This window comes from Chitinilyticum litopenaei DSM 21440, from assembly GCF_000428145.1.
Classification (GTDB): domain Bacteria; phylum Pseudomonadota; class Gammaproteobacteria; order Burkholderiales; family Chitinibacteraceae; genus Chitinilyticum; species Chitinilyticum litopenaei.
On sequence record NZ_ATZJ01000017.1, the window covers coordinates 39,094 to 58,983 of the forward strand.

The 19,890-nt window shown below is 62.1% G+C and carries 18 protein-coding genes; 10 read left to right on the top strand and 8 right to left on the bottom strand.

Translation table 11 applies throughout. The annotated features are described in order from the left end of the window. Nucleotides 1-355 precede the first annotated feature (355 nt). Together C515_RS0108390 and C515_RS0108395 are read left to right on the top strand one after the other, a co-directional pair. On the top strand, nt 356-2,605 hold the full coding sequence (locus C515_RS0108390; RefSeq protein ID WP_158380797.1) for a glycosyl hydrolase family 18 protein: 2,250 nt from the start codon (nt 356-358) through the stop codon (nt 2,603-2,605). Between the two features lie 152 nt (nt 2,606-2,757). Beyond that, nucleotides 2,758-4,062: a hemolysin family protein gene (locus tag C515_RS0108395; protein ID WP_028455151.1), complete on the top strand. Its 1,305-nt coding sequence runs from the start codon at nt 2,758-2,760 to the stop codon at nt 4,060-4,062. Between the two features lie 114 nt (nt 4,063-4,176). Here C515_RS0108395 and C515_RS0108400 read toward each other — a convergent pair whose 3' ends face one another. Further along, nucleotides 4,177-4,749, bottom strand: a complete 573-nt coding sequence (locus C515_RS0108400) for a phasin family protein (protein WP_028455152.1) — start codon at nt 4,747-4,749, stop codon at nt 4,177-4,179. A gap of 224 nt (nt 4,750-4,973) precedes the next feature. Here C515_RS0108400 and phaR point away from each other — a divergent pair, with 224 nt between their 5' ends. Together phaR and tcdA are read left to right on the top strand one after the other, a co-directional pair. Beyond that, nucleotides 4,974-5,612 carry a polyhydroxyalkanoate synthesis repressor PhaR gene (phaR, locus tag C515_RS0108405; RefSeq protein ID WP_028455153.1) on the top strand — a complete coding sequence of 213 codons (639 nt, stop codon included), beginning with the start codon at nt 4,974-4,976 and terminating at the stop codon, nt 5,610-5,612. Nucleotides 5,613-5,716: 104 nt separating this feature from the next. Beyond that, nucleotides 5,717-6,505: a tRNA cyclic N6-threonylcarbamoyladenosine(37) synthase TcdA gene (tcdA, locus tag C515_RS0108410; protein WP_028455154.1), complete on the top strand. Its 789-nt coding sequence runs from the start codon at nt 5,717-5,719 to the stop codon at nt 6,503-6,505. A 65-nt stretch (nt 6,506-6,570) separates the two neighbouring features. On the opposite strand, the gene trpS is transcribed toward tcdA, so the two are convergent. Both trpS and C515_RS0108420 read right to left on the bottom strand, forming a co-directional pair. Then, nucleotides 6,571-7,578 (bottom strand): tryptophan--tRNA ligase, encoded by a 1,008-nt coding sequence (gene trpS, locus C515_RS0108415; RefSeq protein ID WP_028455155.1) that lies wholly within the window; start codon nt 7,576-7,578, stop codon nt 6,571-6,573. 296 nt (nt 7,579-7,874) lie between these two features. Next, nucleotides 7,875-9,506 (bottom strand): methyl-accepting chemotaxis protein, encoded by a 1,632-nt coding sequence (locus C515_RS0108420; RefSeq protein ID WP_028455156.1) that lies wholly within the window; start codon nt 9,504-9,506, stop codon nt 7,875-7,877. A 114-nt stretch (nt 9,507-9,620) separates the two neighbouring features. Here C515_RS0108420 and purT point away from each other — a divergent pair, with 114 nt between their 5' ends. Together purT and C515_RS0108430 are read left to right on the top strand one after the other, a co-directional pair. Continuing rightward, entirely contained in the window at nt 9,621-10,832 is a 1,212-nt protein-coding gene (purT, locus tag C515_RS0108425; RefSeq protein WP_028455157.1) for a formate-dependent phosphoribosylglycinamide formyltransferase, read from the top strand. Then, nucleotides 10,825-11,220 carry a group II truncated hemoglobin gene (locus C515_RS0108430; RefSeq protein ID WP_028455158.1) on the top strand — a complete coding sequence of 132 codons (396 nt, stop codon included), beginning with the start codon at nt 10,825-10,827 and terminating at the stop codon, nt 11,218-11,220. The genes purT and C515_RS0108430 overlap by 8 nt, the downstream gene beginning before the upstream one ends. Nucleotides 11,221-11,292: 72 nt before the next feature. Here C515_RS0108430 and C515_RS0108435 read toward each other — a convergent pair whose 3' ends face one another. Further along, entirely contained in the window at nt 11,293-11,757 is a 465-nt protein-coding gene (locus C515_RS0108435; RefSeq protein WP_028455159.1) for a tRNA (cytidine(34)-2'-O)-methyltransferase, read from the bottom strand. Between the two features lie 164 nt (nt 11,758-11,921). On the opposite strand from C515_RS0108435, the gene purU reads away from it, so the two are divergent. Continuing rightward, complete coding sequence (gene purU / locus C515_RS0108445; RefSeq protein WP_028455160.1) at nt 11,922-12,773, top strand: formyltetrahydrofolate deformylase; 852 nt, start codon at nt 11,922-11,924, stop codon at nt 12,771-12,773. Between the two features lie 130 nt (nt 12,774-12,903). Here purU and C515_RS0108450 read toward each other — a convergent pair whose 3' ends face one another. The 3 genes from C515_RS0108450 to hemH form a co-directional block, all read right to left on the bottom strand. Further along, entirely contained in the window at nt 12,904-14,310 is a 1,407-nt protein-coding gene (locus C515_RS0108450; RefSeq protein ID WP_028455161.1) for a sensor histidine kinase, read from the bottom strand. Beyond that, entirely contained in the window at nt 14,297-14,995 is a 699-nt protein-coding gene (locus C515_RS0108455; protein WP_028455162.1) for a response regulator transcription factor, read from the bottom strand. The genes C515_RS0108450 and C515_RS0108455 overlap by 14 nt, the downstream gene beginning before the upstream one ends. Nucleotides 14,996-15,062: 67 nt before the next feature. Further along, the gene (hemH, locus tag C515_RS0108460) at nt 15,063-16,169 is read right to left on the bottom strand and encodes a ferrochelatase (RefSeq protein WP_028455163.1); all 1,107 of its coding nucleotides are present in this window, start codon (nt 16,167-16,169) and stop codon (nt 15,063-15,065) included. A 350-nt stretch (nt 16,170-16,519) separates the two neighbouring features. Between hemH and C515_RS0108470 the strand changes: the two genes are divergently transcribed. Continuing rightward, nucleotides 16,520-16,717, top strand: coding sequence for a hypothetical protein (locus C515_RS0108470; protein WP_028455165.1), 198 nt, complete (start codon nt 16,520-16,522; stop codon nt 16,715-16,717). 83 nt (nt 16,718-16,800) lie between these two features. On the opposite strand, the gene guaB is transcribed toward C515_RS0108470, so the two are convergent. Further along, the gene (gene guaB / locus C515_RS0108475) at nt 16,801-18,270 is read right to left on the bottom strand and encodes an IMP dehydrogenase (RefSeq protein WP_028455166.1); all 1,470 of its coding nucleotides are present in this window, start codon (nt 18,268-18,270) and stop codon (nt 16,801-16,803) included. A gap of 165 nt (nt 18,271-18,435) precedes the next feature. Here guaB and C515_RS0108480 point away from each other — a divergent pair, with 165 nt between their 5' ends. Continuing rightward, nucleotides 18,436-18,930 (top strand): disulfide bond formation protein B, encoded by a 495-nt coding sequence (locus tag C515_RS0108480; RefSeq protein WP_051304783.1) that lies wholly within the window; start codon nt 18,436-18,438, stop codon nt 18,928-18,930. Further along, complete coding sequence (locus tag C515_RS0108485; RefSeq protein ID WP_028455168.1) at nt 18,927-19,865, top strand: hydrogen peroxide-inducible genes activator; 939 nt, start codon at nt 18,927-18,929, stop codon at nt 19,863-19,865. Before C515_RS0108480 ends, C515_RS0108485 begins: the two co-directional genes overlap by 4 nt. Nucleotides 19,866-19,890 lie beyond the last annotated feature (25 nt).

Below are 19,890 nucleotides of genomic sequence, written 5' to 3' on the forward strand. Positions count from 1 at the left end.
AAACGCTGCATAAACACCCAGCCACGGCACTTGCTCTCCTCGTGCTGTTGAGCTGTCCGGGCGTGCTGGCTGACGGCATGCAGCGGTGCTGGCGTGATGTGAAATGCATATGCCGTATGAATATTATAAGGGTATGCTTATGTATCCTTTTTATGTGAAAGGTTGCGTAATTATACATGTATGGGTATTGATGATCTGGCGCGCAGATCCCGGTCATTTGTGTCGCAATGACGACGCGGGCAGGGCAATGCTGGACGCTGGCTTGTAAGCAATTCACAATAGCCGCCATGAGTCGCCCATCAGATGGCGGCCGCGAGGCCGGCACAAGCCGGCCCATACGAGGATGGAGTTCGCCGTGTTGAATCTGCGCTGGCTGGCCCTGCTGGGCTGGCTTGCCGTGCTGCTGCCTGCGCAGGCGGCGCCGCGTCTTGTCGCGTATTACCCGTTCTGGGCCAGTTACAACCGCGGGGTGCCCTTGAGTGCCGCGCCGGTCGAACGGCTCACGCATCTGGTGTACGCCTATGCCGAGGTCAAGGCCGATGGCAGCATTGCGCCCGGCGATGTCTTTGCCGATACCCAGCGGGTCGAGCAAAGTGCCGATGGCCAGTCCTACCAGGGCAATTACCGTGTGCTGGCCAGTCTCAAGGCGCGCAACCCCCAGCTGAAAATCCTGCTGTCCATGGGAGGATGGGAACGTTCCACCCACTTTTCCCGCGTGTTTGCCGATCCGGCCCTGCGACAGAACTGGGTGGCCTCGGTGCTTTTTCTGCAGGACCAGTTCGGCTTTGACGGAGTGGAAATCGACTGGCGCTTTCCGGCGGGCGGCGGTGCGCCGACCACGGCGGTCAGTCCGCAGGACTGGCAATCGCTGGCCAGCGCCATGCGCGATCTGCGCCGCGCCTGCACCTTGCGCCAGCGCCCTTGTGAAATTGCCACCATCATTGCCGCACAACCGTTTCAGCGCCTCGGCGCGCCCTGGCCCGAGGTACTGCGTGATGCCGATTTTGCCAGCCTCATCGCTGCCGACTTCAAGGGCGGGTGGGATGCGGTGACGGGCCACCGCTCGCCGCTGCATGCCGCCGGGCAGACCCCACTGGCAATTGCTCCGGTGGTGCAGACGCTGCTCGCCGAAGGCGTGCCGGCGGAAAAACTGGTCTTGCAGCTCTCCACGCGCGCCATGAGCTGGGAGGGGGTCCCGCCGGCGCAAGGCGGGCTTGGACAGCTTGCCAGCGCCCCCACGCGCGGCAGCTGGGATCGTCCGGAATACCCACCGACGGGCCAGCTGGCGCTGGCCGACATCCAGAATTGGCTGGACGAGCCGGGTGCCGTGCTGCAGCGTGATGCCGCCACGGGCGTCCCCAGCCTCTATCGGCCGGTATTGCAGCAGTTCATCAGTTTTGAAGATACCCGCTCTCTGCAGGGCAAGCTGCAGTACGCGCGCAGCCAGGGCCTGGGTGGAGTGGGGTTCTGGGATCTCAGCAGCGATGCAGCCGACGAGGCATCCCTGCTGTCGAGTGCGCACCGTTTTTATTACCCGGTGGCGTATTGGTCTGCAAGCCTGCGCTTGCTTGGTTACACGGCCATACCCTGGGTGCTGGGCGCCTTGTGTGGCATTCTGGCCATGGTGCTCTGGCTATTCCTGCTCTGGCGCCGCCGCCAGCGCCGCCTGGAAGTGCAGGAGTGGCAGGCAGTCCGGCAGCTCGATGCCACCCTGAAGGCCTTGCCACGCCATCTGGATGATACGGCCGAGACGGTGGGACAGCTGCTGGCGCACAGCGAGCGTCGTCCCCTGCCGCCACGGATGGTGGCGGCCATGCATCAGTTGCAGAGCGATACCCGCTTGCTGGCGCGGGCACTGGGGCCGGTGGACGAACTGCTTGGCACGGTGTTGCCGCAGGCCGAAGCGGCGCCGCTGCAGCGGGCCGATGTGCAGCGGCTTGCGGATTACACGCAGGCCTTGCAGGGGCAGCGCAGCCTTGAGGAAATGCTGTCGGTATTTCAGCGCTTTGCCCGTGCCGACGAGCGTGTCGACACCGTGGTACTGGAGCAGGATGAAGAGGGGGCAACGCCGCCGCCGGACGGTTTTCAGCTTGCCCAGGGGCGCGGTGCGGCACACCTCATGCATCCCCTGCTGGGGGATTACCGCATTCATCTGGTGTTTCGCGAGCCGCTCAGTGACGATGCCGAACCCTACTTCCGTCAGCTGGCCGAACAGATCCTGCTGCTGCGCCGGCAGGTGCTGGAGTTGCTGGGCCAGCAGCAATTGCTCAGCGAACTCTTCGAAATCGCCTGTCGGCGCGATCGCCTGCACTTTGTCCAGGCCGAGCGCGGTTACAGCGGCATTCACGCCGGCGACCTGAAGGAGCCGCGTTTCATCACCTTGCGCTTGCGCACGTTGCGCCAGTATTTCGACGAGCAGACGCTGCTGCAGGTCCATCGCTCCTATCTGGTCGCGCCGCGCGCCGTGACGGCGGCGGTGCGCAGCCGCAGCGGCATTGCCCTCAATGTGGCCGGCCGCCTGATTCCGGTATCCCGTTCCCAGCTGGCAAGGGTGCGCAGCAAATACCCGGCCTGGTTCGATGCGCTTGAGGCCAATCCCGCCTGATCGGCGGGGCGCCATTGTCCCCGGGCTTGCGGTGCAGGTCCGGGGGTTTTTTTGCCCTGGCATCCGCCCTTGGGCGATCTGCCTGCTTCAGGCTAGAATCGGCGCACCGAGGCATCCCGGCAGGATGTCATGACCCGGGATTGCATTCCGCCATGGAATATCTGTTATTGCTGGGGCTCATTTTTGCCAATGGCCTGTTTGCCATGGCGGAAATCGCCCTGGTAACCGCCCGCCGCGCCCGCTTGCAGAAACGGGCCGATGCCGGTGACCACGCCGCGCAGCTGGCCATCCGGCTCGGCGAAGACCCCACCCGTTTCCTCTCGACCATCCAGATCGGCATCACCTCGATCGGCCTTCTGAACGGCATCGTCGGCGAGGCGGTACTGGCGCGTCCCTTGAGTGCCTGGCTGCAGCTGCAGGGTTTGAGCGAGCCGGTGGCGCCGATTCTGGCCACGACCATGGTGGTGGTCGGCGTGACCTATGTGTCCATCGTGATTGGTGAACTGGTGCCCAAGCGGCTGGGTCAGCTCAATCCGGAAGCCATTGCCCGGCTGGCGGCGCGGCCCATGCAGTGGCTGGCTCTGCTCAGCCGGCCTTTCGAGCGCTTGCTGAGTCTCTCCACCGAGATGATCTTGCGGCTCATGCATGCCAAGGGCAGCGCGGCGCAGGCAGTCACCGAGGAGGAAATCGAGGCCATGCTGGCCGAAGGCTCGCAGGCCGGCGTGATCGAGGAGCAGGAGCATGCGATTGTGCGCAATGTCTTCAGGCTTGATGACCGCCTGCTCGGTTCGCTGATGATTCCGCGCGCCGACATGGTCTACCTCGATCTGGACTGGCCGCTTGAGCGCAATCTGCAGATCGTCGGTTCCACCTCCTTCATGCGCTATCCGGTCTGCGCGGGTGGACTGGATAATCTGCTGGGCGTGGTGGATACGCGGCAGTTGCTGGAAGCGCAGCTGAAAGGCCAGACCGGGCAGTTGCCGGTGCAGGCGCTTGCCCCCTGTCTTTATGTGCCCGAAACGCTCAGCGGCATGGAAATGCTGGAGCAGTTCCGCAACAGCGAGCTGCCCATGGCGCTGGTGGTCAATGAATATGGCGATCTGGAGGGGCTGATCACCCTGCAGGATCTGCTCGAAGCGATGACCGGCGAGTTTCAGCCGGCGGCAGGTGACGAGGGCTGGGCTGTGCAGCGCAGCGACGGCTCCTGGCTGCTTGATGGCGCCATGCCGGTGCCGGAACTGCAGGATGTCCTGGGTCTGAAAATACTGCCCGAAGAAGGGCGGGCCCGCTATCACACACTGGGCGGCATGCTGCTGCAGTTGCTTGGACGCATTCCGCAAACCGGCGAATCCTGTCGCTGGCAAGGCTGGGAGCTGGAGGTGGTCGACATGGATGGCAAACGCATCGACAAGGTGTGGGCGCATGCGGTTGGCGAAGCGGAATCTTCGTCTTCCTGAACATGCCGGCTGGCTCGCAGCGGGGCGTAACAAATGCAAAAAGCCCCGCCGGTGGCGGGGCTGTGCGCTTGACAACGAGGCCCTGTTATCCGGGCTTGGCAGGCTGTCGGCCTGTTAGTTGGCAGCGGCCGAGTTGTTGCTCTTGCGGGCAGCAGTCTTGACTGCGTCGGCGGTAGCGGTGGTGGCGGCCTTCACCGAAGCGTCGGCGAAGTCGGCAACCTGCTTGGCGGCCTTGGTCAGGCTATCCACGGCGGCGGCAGTAGCCTGCACGGTGGACTTGACGGCGGCAACGGCCACGTCGGCGCCAGCCGGAGCGGACTTCACGAAGCGATCCAGACCGGCAACGGCGTTCTTGTTGAACGAGGTGGTGCGCTCTTCGATCAGCTTGGCGTATTCAGCCTGGGCCAGCGAAGTGATTTCATACACATTGCGGTAAAAGCCAATCACTTGTTCAACAGCGCTTTCGTTCAGCTTCTGACGCAGCGCCAGCGCTTCCTGGATGTCCTTGACCTGAGCCAGGGCCTTGGCGGACTTGGCGCTGTCTTCGAGGCTGTTCTTGGCGGTTTCGATGTTCAGCTTGGCCAGGCGCTCGGTGGTGTCCAGGGCAATGCGGGCAAAACGCAGTGTCGTTTCAACCTGATCGGTGGCAAAATCATTGAATTGCTGTTGAGCGTTGGTGGTGGTCATGATCGTTTCTCCATATACACGAGTAGGTGGGGCCGGATCGGGGCGACCTGGCGACGCCGGGCACTAGTTTGTGGTGCAGTGCACAATGCCAGATCATTCTGGATAGTCTTTCCCGGAATGTCAAACTGTTTTTGTGCGCTGCAGCAATTATTGCGCTGCGCTAAGTGCATGACTATGCTCAACATTAACCAAACCATGAATACTGACAAGGCAGGGTTGCCCATATGAGCGGGGAAAAGCGCGTTATCAAGAAATACCCGAACCGCCGTCTGTACGATACGGCGACCAGCAGCTACATCACGCTGGCCGACGTCAAGCAGCTGGTTCTGGACAGTGTCGACCTCCAGGTGCTCGACGCCAAAACCGGCGAGGACATCACCCGGGGAGTGCTGCTGCAAATCATCATGGAAGAGGAAGCTGGCGGCATGCCGATGTTTTCCTATGATGTGCTGACGCAAATCATCCGTGTCTATGGCAACACCATGCAGGGCTTGATGGGCAACTATCTGGAGAAGAACCTGCAGCTGTTCTCCGAAATGCAGGGCCGCATGCAGGAACAGGCCAGCACGGTCATGCAGGGTGGTGCGCCGGTATTCAACCCCAATGCCCTCTGGGGTGATTTCATCAAGCAGGCGCCGGCCATGCAGACCATGATGGGCGCTTATCTTGAAAACAGCTCGCAGATGCTGGCGCAGATGCAGCAGCAGATGCAGGAGCGTGCCAAAACCATGTTCTCGGGCTTTGTGCCGCCCGAGTCGCCCACCCATGAGCCGTCCGACGCACCGGCAGCGCCAGCCGGGGATGCGCCGGCTGCAGCCGAGCCGGCCGCACCCAGGACGCGGCGCCGCAAGCCTGCAGCCTGAGCCCTGCAGAACGTTGATTCCGCCTGGGGCCGCTTTGTGGCCCTCTTTATTTGTCGCGGCGCCCGCCTGGTGCAAATTCCACTTCCTTTCTGGACGCAAGTTTGATGACGATTCCCGATCAATCCTATGAACGCCGTTTCGGCGGCATTGCCCGACTGTATGGCGCCGATGCGCTGGTCAGATTTCGCCGCGCCCGTGTCGCGATTATCGGCGTCGGGGGCGTTGGCTCCTGGGTGGCCGAGGCGCTGGCGCGTTCCGGAATCGGCGCGCTGACGCTGATCGACCTTGACGATATCTGCTTATCCAACACCAACCGCCAGTTGCCCGCGCACGATGGCAACTTCGGGCGCATGAAGGTCGCGGCGCTTGCCGAGCGCATCAGCGCGATCAACCCCGAATGCGTGGTGCATGGCATTGAGGATTTCATTGCGCCCGACAATTTTGCCGAGCATCTTGCCGGCGAGCTTGATTATGTGGTGGACGCGATTGATTCGGTGCGTACCAAGGCTGCGCTGATCGCCTGGTGTCGCGAGCACAGGCTGAAGATTGTCACCACCGGCGGCGCCGGCGGGCAGACCGATCCGACGCAGGTGCGTGTCGATGACCTGTCGCGCACCACCCACGACCCACTGGCCAGCAAGGTGCGCAACATGTTGCGCCGCGACTACGGCTTTGCCCGGGGCGACCGGAAAATGGGGGTTGATATCGTTTATTCGACCGAGCAGCTGCGCTACCCGCAGGCCGATGGCAGCGTTTGTGCTCAAAAGCCGCAGGCCGGCGATGGCCCGGTCAGGCTCGATTGCGCCGGCGGCTTTGGCGCCAGTGTGGCGGTGACCGGCACCTTCGGCTTTGTTGCCGCTGCGCAGGTCCTGAAGCGCCTCGCAGCAAATTGATCATGGGTATTGCCATATGGCCTTTATGGAGTAAGGGCTACAGGCAAATACCCTGTCTTTGTGACTTAGAAGTAGAACATCCCCATCGCCTTCTTCACCTGGTATAGCGTCAGCGCGGCGATTTCGCGCGCGCGGCTGGAGCCGGCCATCAAAATGGACAGAATGCGCTCAGGATCGTGCGCCAGCTCGTTGCGGCGGGCACGAATCGGCTCGAGCAGCGCCAGCAGCACCTCTTCCAGATAGGCTTTGACGACCGCATCGGCCAGGCCGCCGCGCTGGTAGTGCTCCTTGAACTCGGCAACCTTGTCCTGGTCCGGCGCGAAGGCGTCCAGAAAAGTAAAGACCGTATTGCCGGCTATCTGGCCAGGCTGCTCGACGCGCAGGTGCTGCGGGTCGGTGAACATCTTGCGCACGGCCGTGCGGATCTCGTCAGGGCTGGCCGACAGGGCGATGTGGTTGCCCAGTACGCGGCTCATTTTCTGCTGTCCGTCAATACCGGGCAGGCGTGTAACCTTGCCGGTCAGCGCCTTGCACTCGCGCAGAATGTCGCTGCCCACCATCTGGTTGAAGCGGCGGACGATTTCGTTGGTTTGCTCGATCATCGGCAACTGGTCGGCACCAACCGGTACCAGCGTGCCCTTGAGTGCGGTGATGTCGGCGGCCTGGCTGACCGGGTAGCTGAGAAAACCGGCGGGAATGTCGCGCTCGCGGCCCTTGTTGCGGATTTCGGTCTTCACCGTCGGGTTGCGTTCCAGTCGGGCTACCGAGACCAGATTCATGAAGTAGAACGATAACTCGGCAAGTTCGGGCACCATGGACTGGATGAGGAAGGTGCTTTGCTGCGGATCCAGGCCGACGGCGAGATAGTCGAGCGCCACATCGATGACACTCTGGCGCACGCGGCTGTAATCGCCCTGGTGATCGGCCAGCGCCTGCGTATCGGCGAGCAGCAGGAACTGGCGGTACTGGCCCTGCAGCTGCAGGCGTGCCTGCAGCGAGCCGGCAAGATGGCCCAGATGCAGCGGGCCGGTAGTGCGGTCGCCGGTGACGACGATGATTTCCTGGTCGGACATGGACTTCTCCTGGTCTATGTCGCCGGATGCTGGGGGGAGGAGATTCGGATACAAAAAAAACCTGCCGCCAGATCCGGCGGCAGGTTCGTGTATGCGGGGTGCGCAAACCGTCCCGGGGCCGCCTAAGGGCGCCACCAGTAGTAATAGGAACGGATTGCGGTTTGCGTAGTCATGAACCGATCATGCCCCGGCCGGCCTGTCAGCGTCAAGCCGCATCGTGTCAGGGATAACCCGGATATGGACACCGGACCTGCCTGCGCCGGCGTGAGCGCGGACTGGTTTGTGTTCCTCGGGTCTCAGGTCTTGTAATGCTGGATGATCTTGTCCAGCTCGCTGGCGAGTGTCGTCAGGCGATGGGACAGCTGATTGGTCGAACGTGCGGCCTGGCTGTTTTCTTCGCTGGCCTGGGCAATGCGCTCGACATGGCGGGCAATGTCCTGGCTGGCGATGCTTTGTTCCTTGAGTGCCGTGCTGATGCTCTCGACATGCGAAACCGTGCTGCGCGCCTTGTTTTCGATATCCCCGAGGGCGCTGGCGACCTCCTGCGTGCTTTCCACCCCCTGGTCAACGCGGCTGCTCGCCTGATTCATGCCTTGGGCAGCTTCGGCGGTGTCATGCTGTACTGCCTTGATTTTGGACGTGATTTCCACCGTGGCCTGTGTGGTGCGTTCGGCAAGCTTGCGCACTTCGTCTGCCACAACCGCGAAGCCGCGGCCCAGTTCCCCGGCTCTGGCCGCTTCGATGGCCGCGTTGAGCGCCAGCAGATTGGTCTGGTCGGCGATGTCCTTGATCACCATGGCGATGCTGCCGATCTCGTCCGAGCGCTGGTTGAGCTTGCCGATCAGTACGGTGGAATGGCCAATCGCTTCCGCGATCTGCAGGATTTCGTCGGCGGCCAGCCGGGCACGGTCGGAACCGGTTGCCGCCGTGCCGGCCACACTGCGCGCGTCTTCTTCCAGATGGTGGGCGTTGTCGGTGATCAGCTGCACACTCACGGCCAGTTGCTCGATGGCGGCGGCGGTTGACGATGCCGCTTCCGACTGGGCGTTGGAGGCTGCGCTGACCTGGGACGAGGCCGATGCCAGCTCCTGCGAGGCGGTGTTGAGCTGGCCGGAATTCTGCTTGGCTGCGCCGATCAGCGTGCACATGCCGCTCAGCAGACGGTTCATGGCCGTCGAGGTCTGGGCGACCTCGTCCTTGCCGGAAATGGGCATGCGGCGGCCGATATGGCCGGTCTGGTCGATGTCCAGAATGGTCTCCTGCATGGCCTGCAGTGGCTTGCGGATGCTCAGCGTGATGAAGGTGGCGGCGGCAATGGCCAGCAGCAGTGCCAGGGTGGAGGCAATCAGTAACTTGATAGCATTGCGCTGTTGAATGACATCAATGGTGGTGTCGATCTGGGAGGTGGCTTCCAGCGCGGCCTTGGTCAGCGTGGTAGTGTCTTCGCCCACCTTGCGCACGGCTTCCTTGTACTGGCCGACCGCCGCATTGCCGTCGGCCGGGCTCAGCAGCTTGCCGGCAATTATGTCGGCGTGCACGGTGCGGATGCCCTTGCCATACTCGACCAAATGATTGCCCAGTTCCGCCAGGGCCGCACGCTGTTCGGGGCGTGCTGCCGCATCGGCCCGGGCCAGGCTGTCTTGCGCGTTCTTGAGGCTGGCCTCCCATTTCTGCAGATAGTCGGCCACCTTGTCGGGGGCGGCGATGTTCAGCAGCATATCCTTTTCGAAGCGCCGCAGGTTGCCCACTTCATAACGCACCTCTTCCAGCGCCAGGCTGTATCTGAGCGTGTGATGCAGCAAGTCGCTGGTTACGGCATGCAGGCGTTGTTGCGAGAACAGGCCGATGCCGGCGATGATGATGAGAAAGAGCAGCATAAAGACAAAACCCAGTGCAATACGGGTGGCAATACTGAATTGCTTGAGCATGTGCAACTCCTTGATCGGCAAGGGCAAGTGTTTGCACTATAGATAAATCGCAAGCTGCCACCACCCCCAACTTGCTAGAATTGCCGGCTGTTTTCTGATTTTCCGGAGCGGAACATGCGTATAGGAACACCGTTGAGTCATTCAGCCGTCCGGGTGATGCTGCTGGGCTGTGGCGAGCTGGGCAAGGAAGTCATCATCGCCCTGCAGCGGCTGGGCGTGGAAGTGATCGGCGTTGATCGCTACGCCAATGCGCCGGGCATGCAGGTGGCGCACCGCAGCCACGTGCTGGACATGACCGACGGCATGGCACTGCGCGCGCTGGTCGAACTGGAGCGCCCGCAGCTGATCGTGCCCGAAATCGAGGCCATCGCGACCGATGAGCTGTTGCGCATCGAGGCCGACGGCCTGGCGACGGTGATCCCGACCGCACGCGCCACCCAGCTGACGATGAATCGCGAAGGCATCAGGCGGCTGGCCGCCGAAGAGCTCGGCCTGCCGACTTCTGCCTATCGGTTTGCCGAATCACTGGCCGAACTGCAGGCCGCGGTAACGGAGATCGGTTTTCCCTGTCTGGTCAAGCCGGTGATGTCATCCTCGGGCAAGGGGCAATCGCTCTTGCGCAGCCCCGCTGATGTGGTGGCGGCCTGGGAGCATGCGCTGGCCGGTAGCCGTGTCAATCACGGCCGCGTGATTGTCGAAGGATTTGTCGATTTTGATTATGAAATCACGCTGCTGACGGTGCGTGCGCTGGGCGTGGATGGACAGATCACCACGCAGTTCTGTGCACCGGTCGGTCATGTGCAGCAGCAGGGCGATTATGTCGAAAGCTGGCAGCCGCAATTGATGAGCCCGGTGGCGCTGGAGCGCGCGCAGGCCATTGCCGGCAAGGTGACTGCCGCTTTGGGTGGTCGCGGACTGTTTGGCGTCGAGTTGTTCGTGAAGGGCGAGCAGGTCTGGTTTTCCGAGGTCAGCCCCCGTCCGCACGATACCGGTCTGGTGACGCTGATGAGCCAGCGCTATTCGGAGTTCGAACTGCATGCGCGCGCGATTCTCGGTTTGCCCGTCGATGTGGCCTTGCGTGAGCCGGCGGCCAGCGCGGTGATCTATGGCGGGATGGCCGCCAGGGCGATTGCCTTTGACGGTGTCGCACAGGCGCTGGCGGTACCGCGTTCCGATCTGCGCCTCTTTGGCAAACCGGAGTCCTTCGAGCGGCGGCGCATGGGTGTGGCGCTGGCTGCCGGCCCCGATACCGACCTGGCCCGTCAGCGCGCCAGGGACGCGGCGGCGCTGGTGCAGCCGGTGCGGGTGGAGGCGGGCCATGACTGAGGCACAAGGCTTGAGTCCTTACGAATTGCTGGGCGGCGAGGCCGTGCTGCGTCGGCTGGTCGAGCGCTTTTATGACATCATGGCCAGCGACCCGCGTGCAGCGGGCATTCATGCCATGCATGGTGACGACACCACGCTGATCCGGCAGAAGTTCTTCGAGTTCCTGTCCGGCTGGCTGGGCGGCCCCGAGCTCTTTGTGCAGAAATACGGTCACCCGCGGCTGCGCGCCCGGCATTTGCCCTTTGCTATCGGCGAAGACGAACGCGACCAGTGGCTGTTGTGCATGTATCAGGCACTGGCCGAAATTCCCATGGACGAAGGCTTGCGCAGCCATCTGGAGGAGGCGTTTTTCCGCACCGCCGATTTCATGCGGAATCGGGATCAATAGGGTATAGGCCTGCAGCCTATGCTGGTATTTGGTCGCAAGCGTATGGGGTGATATGTATGTGTGTTTGCGCGCCTACAGCCCGCCAGTAAAACCCTGCTGGCGCCAGGCCTCGTAGACGATGATGGCGACCGCATTGGACAGATTCAGGCTGCGATTGTCCGGGCGCATGGGCAGACGGATGCGCTGCTCGGCGCTGAAGTCCGCCAGCAGTTCATCCGGCAGGCCCCGCGTTTCCGGCCCGAACAGCAGGACATCGTCCTCGCGATAGCTCACGCTGTCATAACGCACGGCGCCCTTGGTGGTCGCTGCAAAGATGCGCCGGCCGGCCAGCGCTGCGCGGCAGGCGTCCCAATGGTCGTGCACGCGCAGGTCGGCGTATTCGTGATAATCCAGCCCGGCGCGGCGCATTTTGGCGTCATCCAGCGGGAAACCCAGCGGCTTGACGAGGTGCAGGCGTACGCCGGCGTTGGCGGAAAGCCGGATGATGTTGCCGGTATTGGGCGGAATTTCTGGCTGGTAGAGGACGACATCGAACATGGCAATAACCGGGCATGGGCATGGACAAGCGCCGGATTATCGCCCCGGGCGCGCGCAGCGGCAATTGCCGCGAGCTTGATCTGCCGCAGTGGGGGATCATCTGCATCGCGACTCGGCGGCCCAGCTGATAGAATCAGCGTTTGTCATTTCAGCCAGGCCTGTTCATGAATACCGCTACCTTGCTGATCAGCTGCCCGGACCGCAAAGGCCTGTCGGCGGCGATCGCCAATTTCCTCTACACCTACAATGCCAATATCGTGCATGTCGACCAGCATCAGGACACGGCAGAAAACCTCTTCCTGATGCGGGTGGAATGGGATCTGACCGATTTCACGCTGGACATGGACGCCTTCACGCCGGCGTTTGCGCCGATTGCCGACCGTTTCCAGATGGAATGGAAGGTGGCCCTGTCGACGCGCCGTCAGCGCATGGCGATTTTCGTCTCCAAATACGACCATTGCCTGGTCGATCTGCTGCATCGCCATCACAGTGGCGAGCTGCCGTGCGAAATTCCGCTGATCATCTCGAATCACCCGGATTGCGCGGCGCTGGCGCAATTTTACGGCATCCCCTTCCATGTCATTCCGGTCAGCAAGGACAACAAGGCCGAAGCTGAAGCACAGCAAAAGGCGCTGCTGGCCGAACACCAGATCGATTTGATTGTGCTCGCGCGCTATATGCAGGTGCTCAGCCATGATTTCACGGCGGAATATCCGCAGCGTGTGATCAACATCCATCACAGCTTCCTGCCGGCCTTTGACGGCGCCAAGCCTTACCACCGCGCCTTTGCACGCGGCGTGAAGCTGATCGGTGCAACCAGCCACTATGTCACCGAGGTGCTCGATGACGGCCCGATCATCGAACAGGATGTGATTCGCATCAGCCATCGTGAAGACGTCGAATCGCTGATCCGCAAGGGGCGTGATCTGGAGCGCATCGTCCTGTCGCGCGCCGTGCGCTGGCATCTGGAAAACCGCGTCCTGGTGTATTCCAACAAGACGGTGATTTTTGCCTGAAGCAGAGGCAATCCAAGTGCAAAAAAAACCGCAGCCTGGGCTGCGGTTTTTTTACGCCCCGGCGCGCGGCAGGCGCTGAGTGGTGCGTGGGAAAGGGGGCTAGCCAAAGGTCCGGTCGCTAAGCCGCTTCTCAATCTTCGTGATCCAGATCCTTGCCATGCGGCAGGCTCACCAGCACGATCAGACCGTGCGGCTTGGCATCCAGCAGTTCGACACTGCCGCCATGGCGCTCGGCGATTTCCCTGACGATGGCCATGCCCAGCCCACAGCCGTTGCCTGTTTGCTCGCGCCGGTAAAAGCGTTCGAACACGCGCTCCTTGTCGGCATCGGGAATGCCAGGACCATCGTCTTCGACGGCAATGCGGTAGTGGGTGGCGTCGGCCGCGAGGCGCACGGTTATGCAGCCGTTGCGCGGGATGTATTTGATGGCGTTGTCGACCAGGTTGATGAAAAGCTCGCGCAACAGCGCCGAGTTGCCTTCGATGTGTGCATCGGGCACCTGGATTTCACAGCCGAGGTCAACGCCGGCGGCCAGGGCGCGCGGCACGGCTTCGGCCGTGATGTCCCGCAGCATGCGCGCCAGGTCCATATGCACCTTGGGAATGCCGGTCTGGCTGCCCGGCTCGGAACGGGCGAGCGTCAGCAGCTGGTTGACCAAGTGAATGCTGCGGGTGGCGCTGGTGTGTACCATGCTTAGCCGTTCGCGCAGGGTTTCCGGTGAGGTTTCGCGCATGGCCAGTTCGGTCTGGGATTTCAGTCCGGCCAGCGGCGTGCGCAGCTGGTGTGCTGCATCGGCAATAAAGCGGCGCTGTCTGGCAATGCTGGCGTCGGTGGTGTAAAGCAGCTGGTTGACTGCTTCAACCAGCAGGGCCACTTCGGAAGGCGCGCGGTTCAGCGTGATGGGGGACAGGTCTTGCGGCTTGCGCTGTGCTACCACAGCCTGCAGCTGCGCCAGCGGGCGCAGGCCGATCCCGATTCCCCACCAGACCAGGAAGGCCGTGGCCAGGATCAGAAACGCCAGCGGCAGGGCAATCGAGAGAATGATTTGCCGGGACAAGGCTTCGCGCGCTTCGTTCTTCTGCGCTGTTTGCACTAGCAAGACCGGGTATTTGCTGCCTGGAGGCATGGGAATCTGCACCGCGGCAATGCGCAGTGTGTGTCCGTCCAGCAGGGCGTCGTAAAGTCGGGGCGTCAGCGCATTGCTGGCGGGCTCCCTTTGCGGCAGTGGCAAGGCCTTGTTGCCACTGACAATCTGTGCATCGGGCGTGCGTATCGTGTAAAACAGCGAGCCTTCGCTGTCAGCATCCAGCAGCGTGCGGACAGCAACAGGCAGGTCGGGGATGGCAGTGACCGGACTGTTGCCCAGAATCCTCAGCAAGGACTGGTTGGCGCGCAACAGGTGATCATCAATGATGGTGTGCGTGTAATGCAGGGCAACCAGATAGGACAGGGCGGCGCCCACCAGCCAGAATACCAGCTGGGGCAGCAGCAACCACCGAAGCAGTTGCTGCCGCAAGGTACTGTTATTGTGCTGCATCCGTCGCGCCGGGTTGCTGTTTTTCCAGCAGGTAGCCCAAGCCGCGGATCGTACGGATCACCACGCCGCACGGTTCCAGCTTCTTGCGCAGGCGATGGACATACACTTCGATGGCATTGAGGCCAACCTCGGCGTTTTCATTGCCGAGTTCGCTGACGATCTGTTCCTTGGTGACCACGCGGTCGATGTTGGACATCAGAATTTCGAGTACCGTCAGTTCGCGAGCGGAAAGGTCGAGCGGATTGTCATTGCACCAGGCACGCTGGCCGGCGCGATCCAGGCGCAGATTGCCGAGTTGCTGCACCGACTGCGGCAGGATCTGGCTGCGGCGCAGCAGGGCGCGCAAGCGGGCTTCCAGCTCGGCGAATTCAAAAGGCTTGGGCAGATAGTCGTCAGCACCGGCATCCAGGCCGGCAACGCGGTCTTCCAGGCCATCCAGCGCGGTGAGCAGCAGTATGGGCATGGAAGGCTTGTGCTGACGTACGTGGCGCAGTACGGACAGGCCGTCCATATTGGGCAGACCGATGTCCAGTACCACGACATCGTAATCGTTATGCAGCAAAATCTGCATTGCCAGCGCACCATCGTTGACGCAATCTACCTGGAAATCGGCTTGGGACAGGCTGGTTTTCAGCGCATCGGCGAGGATCAGGTCGTCTTCTGCAAGAAAGAGGCGGGTAGCCATGCGGGAACTCCATTTGTAAGTCTAAACTTACCGCTGAGTGTAGCGTTAATTTCTGCTTAGCCCAAGCTCAATTTTTTGCACCCAAGGCACGCGCGCGCAAAAGTCTCTGTTCTGAAAGCTCTTTTGTAATCTCGTGATCTTTGCCGTTTGTCAGCCAGCCTGAAAGCTGCGATTCGACAAGGCCGCTCAGTGCGGCAATCCACTCGGCCTGGTCGTTCAGGCAGGGAATGTAACGGTATTCCCGCCCGCCTGCCGCCAGATAATCCTGCTTGCCTTCCAGGGCGATTTCTTCGAGCGTTTCCAGGCAATCGGCGACAAATCCCGGGCAGATGACATCCAGTACGCCCGCGCCGCGCTTGCCCAGTTCATGCAGCGTATCCGTCGTGTAGGGCTTTAGCCATTCAGCCTTGCCAAAGCGTGACTGAAAGGACAGCCCCCATTGCTCCTTGTTCAGCCCCAGTGCCTCGGCGAGCAGCCTCGCCGTCTTGTGGCAATGGCAGAAATAGGGGTCGCCCTTGTCCAGCGTGTAGCGTGGCACACCATGAAAGCTCATCAGCAGGTAGTCGCCGCGCCCGTTGCTTTGCCAGTGCCCGCGTACCCGGCTGGCCAGTGCGTCGATGTAGCCGGGGTGGTCATGAAAGCTGCGCACGGTGCGCAAGCCGGGCTGATTGCGCAGCTGCGCAAACGTCCGGGCTGCCTCATCAATCACGGTTGCGCTGGTGCTGGCGGAATACTGCGGATAAAGCGGTACGATCAGGATGCGGTCGCACCCCTCGGCTTTCAGCGCGGCAACGCCTTCCCTGATGCCCGGCTGGCCATAACGCATCGCATGGCGCACCCGCAGTTGCTGGCCATGCCGCTCACCCAGCCAGCCCTTGACCAGCTTGGCCTGCTTTTCGGTCCAGATCGCCAGTGGCGAGCCATCCTTTTGCCAGATGGCGGCGTATTTGGCCGCCGTTTTCCCCGGGCGAAAGGGCAGGATGAAGCCATGAAGGATGGGCAGCCAGAGCAGACGGGGTAGCTCGACCACGCGCGGATCGGAAAGGAACTCCTTCAGCCAGGGGCGGATTGCCTTGGCGGTTGGCGCAGTTGGCGTGCCAAGATTGACCAGCAATACGCCAATGGCGGCTGCCTGATCGTGGCGAAAGGCGGGTTCGGCAAGAAAGCGCGGCATGGTCATCGTCGTCCTGATGGCGGGGGCACGATGATAACAAGGCTGCCGGTTCTGGAGTAGGCCATTCCGGCTGTCTCAGCCGTTTGTCTGGCTGACGGAGTGCCCGGAGTGTTGAATCGGCTGGAGGGTATTGTCACGTGGCTCAATCTGCATGTGCTTTCTGGCTTGATGGCCATGCATGTATGTGTTGGGGCTGACAAATTGCTGCATTTTGGCTGAGATTCTTACGATGTGCGTTTGCCGGGTGTCGGAATGTATGGGTTTTCCCTGCTGGTCTTGGATAGCATTCATGCAATAAATTCATGCAATAAGTTCCGCTTGGCCTGTATCGATTAAACGGAGGTATTCCCATGAATCCCAAACAGTTGAGTGATCAGGAGCTGGTGCAGATCGAGATGCAGACCGATGTGATGCTGGAGTCCGCTAAGCCGCACTCGGTGCTGTACCAGACGGCTTATCGCTTGCGCCTGTACTTGCAGCTGGAGCAAATCCGCCGGGGTCTGTTCGGGCGGCAGGTTGCCAAGTTGCGCAACTACGCCGCGCAGTAGCCTTCCACCGGCACCGCACAGCAAAAAGCCGAAGTATTTGCTTCGGCTTTTTGCTGTGCGGTGGTTTGTCCAGAGACTGTGGATCATTCCATCCGGTAGTTCGGCGCTTCCTTGGTGATCTGCACATCGTGCACATGCGACTCGCGGATGCCGGCCGAGGTAATTTCGACAAATTCGGCCCTGGCGTGCATGTCGGCAATGGTCGCGCAGCCGAGGTAGCCCATGGAAGAGCGGATACCGCCGACCAGCTGGTGCACGATGGCGGTCATCGGGCCCTTGTAGGCAACGCGGCCTTCGATGCCTTCCGGAACCAGCTTGTCCGCATCGGCGGTCTTGTCCTGGAAGTAGCGGTCGGACGAGCCGTTGGCGCCGGCCATGGCGCCCAGCGAACCCATGCCGCGATAGCTCTTGTAGCTGCGGCCCTGGTAGAGCTCGACCTCGCCCGGCGCTTCTTCGGTGCCGGCAAAGAGGCCGCCCAGCATCACGCAATGTGCGCCGGCGGCGAGTGCCTTGGCGATGTCGCCGGAATAGCGGATGCCGCCATCGGCAATCAGCGGCACGCCGGTGTCGGCCAGAGCCTTGGCGACGTTGGCGACCGCGGTGATTTGCGGAACGCCGACGCCGGCCACGATGCGCGTGGTGCAGATGGAGCCGGGGCCGATGCCGACCTTGACGCCGTCGGCGCCGGCATCAACCAGCGCCAGCGCGGCGGCGGCGGTGGCGATATTGCCGCCAATCACCTGCACCTGCGGGAAGTTCTTCTTGACCCAGTTCACGCGATCCAGCACGCCCTGGCTGTGGCCGTGCGCGGTGTCAACGACGATCACGTCAACGCCGGCTTCGGCCAGCAGCTCGACGCGCTCTTCGGTACCTGCGCCCACGCCGACGGCTGCGCCGCAACGCAGGCGGCCCTGGTCGTCCTTGGCGGCATTCGGGTGTTCGCTGGTCTTGATGATGTCCTTGACGGTAATCAGGCCCTTCAGGCGGAAGGCGTCGTCGACGACCAGCACGCGCTCGAGGCGGTTCTCGTGCATCAGGCGGCGAGCCTCGTCGATGCTGGCACCTTCGCGCACGGTGACCAGGCGTTCGCGCGGGGTCATGATGTTGGCGACCGATTCATCCAGGCGCGATTCGAAGCGCAGGTCACGGTTGGTGACGATGCCGGCCACGGTGCCGCTGGCGTCGATCACCGGCAGGCCGGAAATCTTGTGCTGACGCGTCAGTTGCAGCACATCGCGCACCAGCATGTTCGGCGCGATGGTGACCGGATCCTTGACGATGCCGGATTCGTAGCGCTTGACCTTGGAAACCTCGAAGGCCTGCGCCTTGGCATTCATGTTCTTGTGCACGATGCCCATGCCGCCTTCCTGCGCGATGGCAATGGCCAGACGCGCTTCGGTGACGGTATCCATCGCGGCGGAAATCAGCGGGAGGTTGATGCGGATGTCGCGCGTCAGCTGGGTGGAAAGGTTGACGTCGCGCGGGAGAATGTTGGAATGAGCGGGGACGAGCAGGACGTCGTCGAAGGTGAGGGCTTTCTGGACAACACGCATGGAGCAGAATCCTTGGACGCAAAGCCGCATTATACAGAAACGCTCCGTTTGCGCATATAGCATATCTTTTGCCGTCTGGCCGTTGTGGGTCTTTGCCGTGCAGGCTGCTAGAATCGCCGTTTGCGCCGCATTGGCGCGTGGTTTTTGTCTCGGGGAGCAATGGCAATGCGGTGGCGTCTGGGGTTTCTGGCTGTGGTGCTTTTTTGTGCGGCGGCAATCGGCTTCGCCCTTTATCAGCAGTATTACGAATTCAAGGATCCGTGCCCGCTGTGCATCTTCCAGCGCATCGCCATCATTGCCTGTGGCCTGGTGGCGCTGCTGGCCGCCTTGCTGCCATTGCCACGCTGGGGTCGCTTCTGGCCTGCGCTGCTGAGTCTGGTTGCACTGGCCGGTCTGTCGATTTCCTTGCGGCAGGTGCACCTGCAGTATTTTGTCGATGCCAGCAACCTGCCAAGTTGTGGCGCCGGTCTGGGTTTTCTGTTCGAAACCCAGCCTTGGCTGCAGGTCTTCGAGTCGGTGCTGGCCGGGCATGGCGAGTGTGCAGAGCGTGACGAAGTATTGGGCTTGAGTCTGGCAATCTGGGCCGGGCTGGGCTTTGTCGGGCTGGCTGCGTCCGGCTGGCTGATCCGCGCCTGGCAGCAAAAGGCGGTGCGCGCATGACCCTGACCGAACTGCGCTATATCGTTGCCGTGGCGCGCGAGCGGCATTTTGGGCGCGCAGCCGCCAGTTGTTTCGTTTCCCAGCCCACCCTGTCAGTCGCGGTCAAGAAGCTCGAGGACGAGCTGGGTGTGACGCTGTTCGAGCGTTCGGCCGGTGATGTGTCGCTCACGCCGATCGGCGAGCGCATTGTCGGGCAGGCCCAGACTGTGCTGGAAGAAGTCCAGCTCATCAAGCAGCTGGCCGAGCAGGGCAAGGATCCGCTGGCCGGCAGCCTGCGCGTCGGCATCATCTACACGATCAGCCCCTATCTCTTGCCATACCTGATTCCGGCCCTGCGCCTGCAGGCGCCGCAGATGCAGATGCTGCTGGAAGAGAATTACACCTCGCGTCTGGCGGAGATGCTCAAGCAGGGCGAGATCGATGTGGCGATTCTGGCCGAGCCCTTCAGCGAGCCCGGTGTCGCCACGCAGGTTGTCTATGAGGAGCCCTTTGTGGTGGCGACGCCCAAGGGGCACCCCTGGGAGGCGCAGCAGGAAATCCATTCCGAGCAGCTGGCCGACGAGAATGTGCTGTTGCTGTCGCCCGGCAACTGCTTTCGCGATCATGTGCTGCAAACCTGTCCGGATCTGAATCGTGAAAGTCTCGGGGCTGGCGGCAGTCTGCAGCGCACGCTGCAGGGCAGTTCGCTGACCACAATCCGGCACATGGTGGCTGGCGGTGTGGGGGTGACGGTCTTGCCGGCGACCTCGGTGACCGAGGCGGATGAGCATTTGCTGGCCATCCGGCCCTTTGTGCCGCCAGTGCCGACCCGGCGCGTCATGCTTGCCTGGCGGCGCAATTTTCCGCGTGCCGCCGCGGTTGAGGCCTTGCGGCAGGCGGTGCTGATTTCCGGCCTGCCGGAAGTGACTTTCCTGCCTGACGAGGGCGTGCATTAAGCCGAGCGATGCAATCGGATGGGCT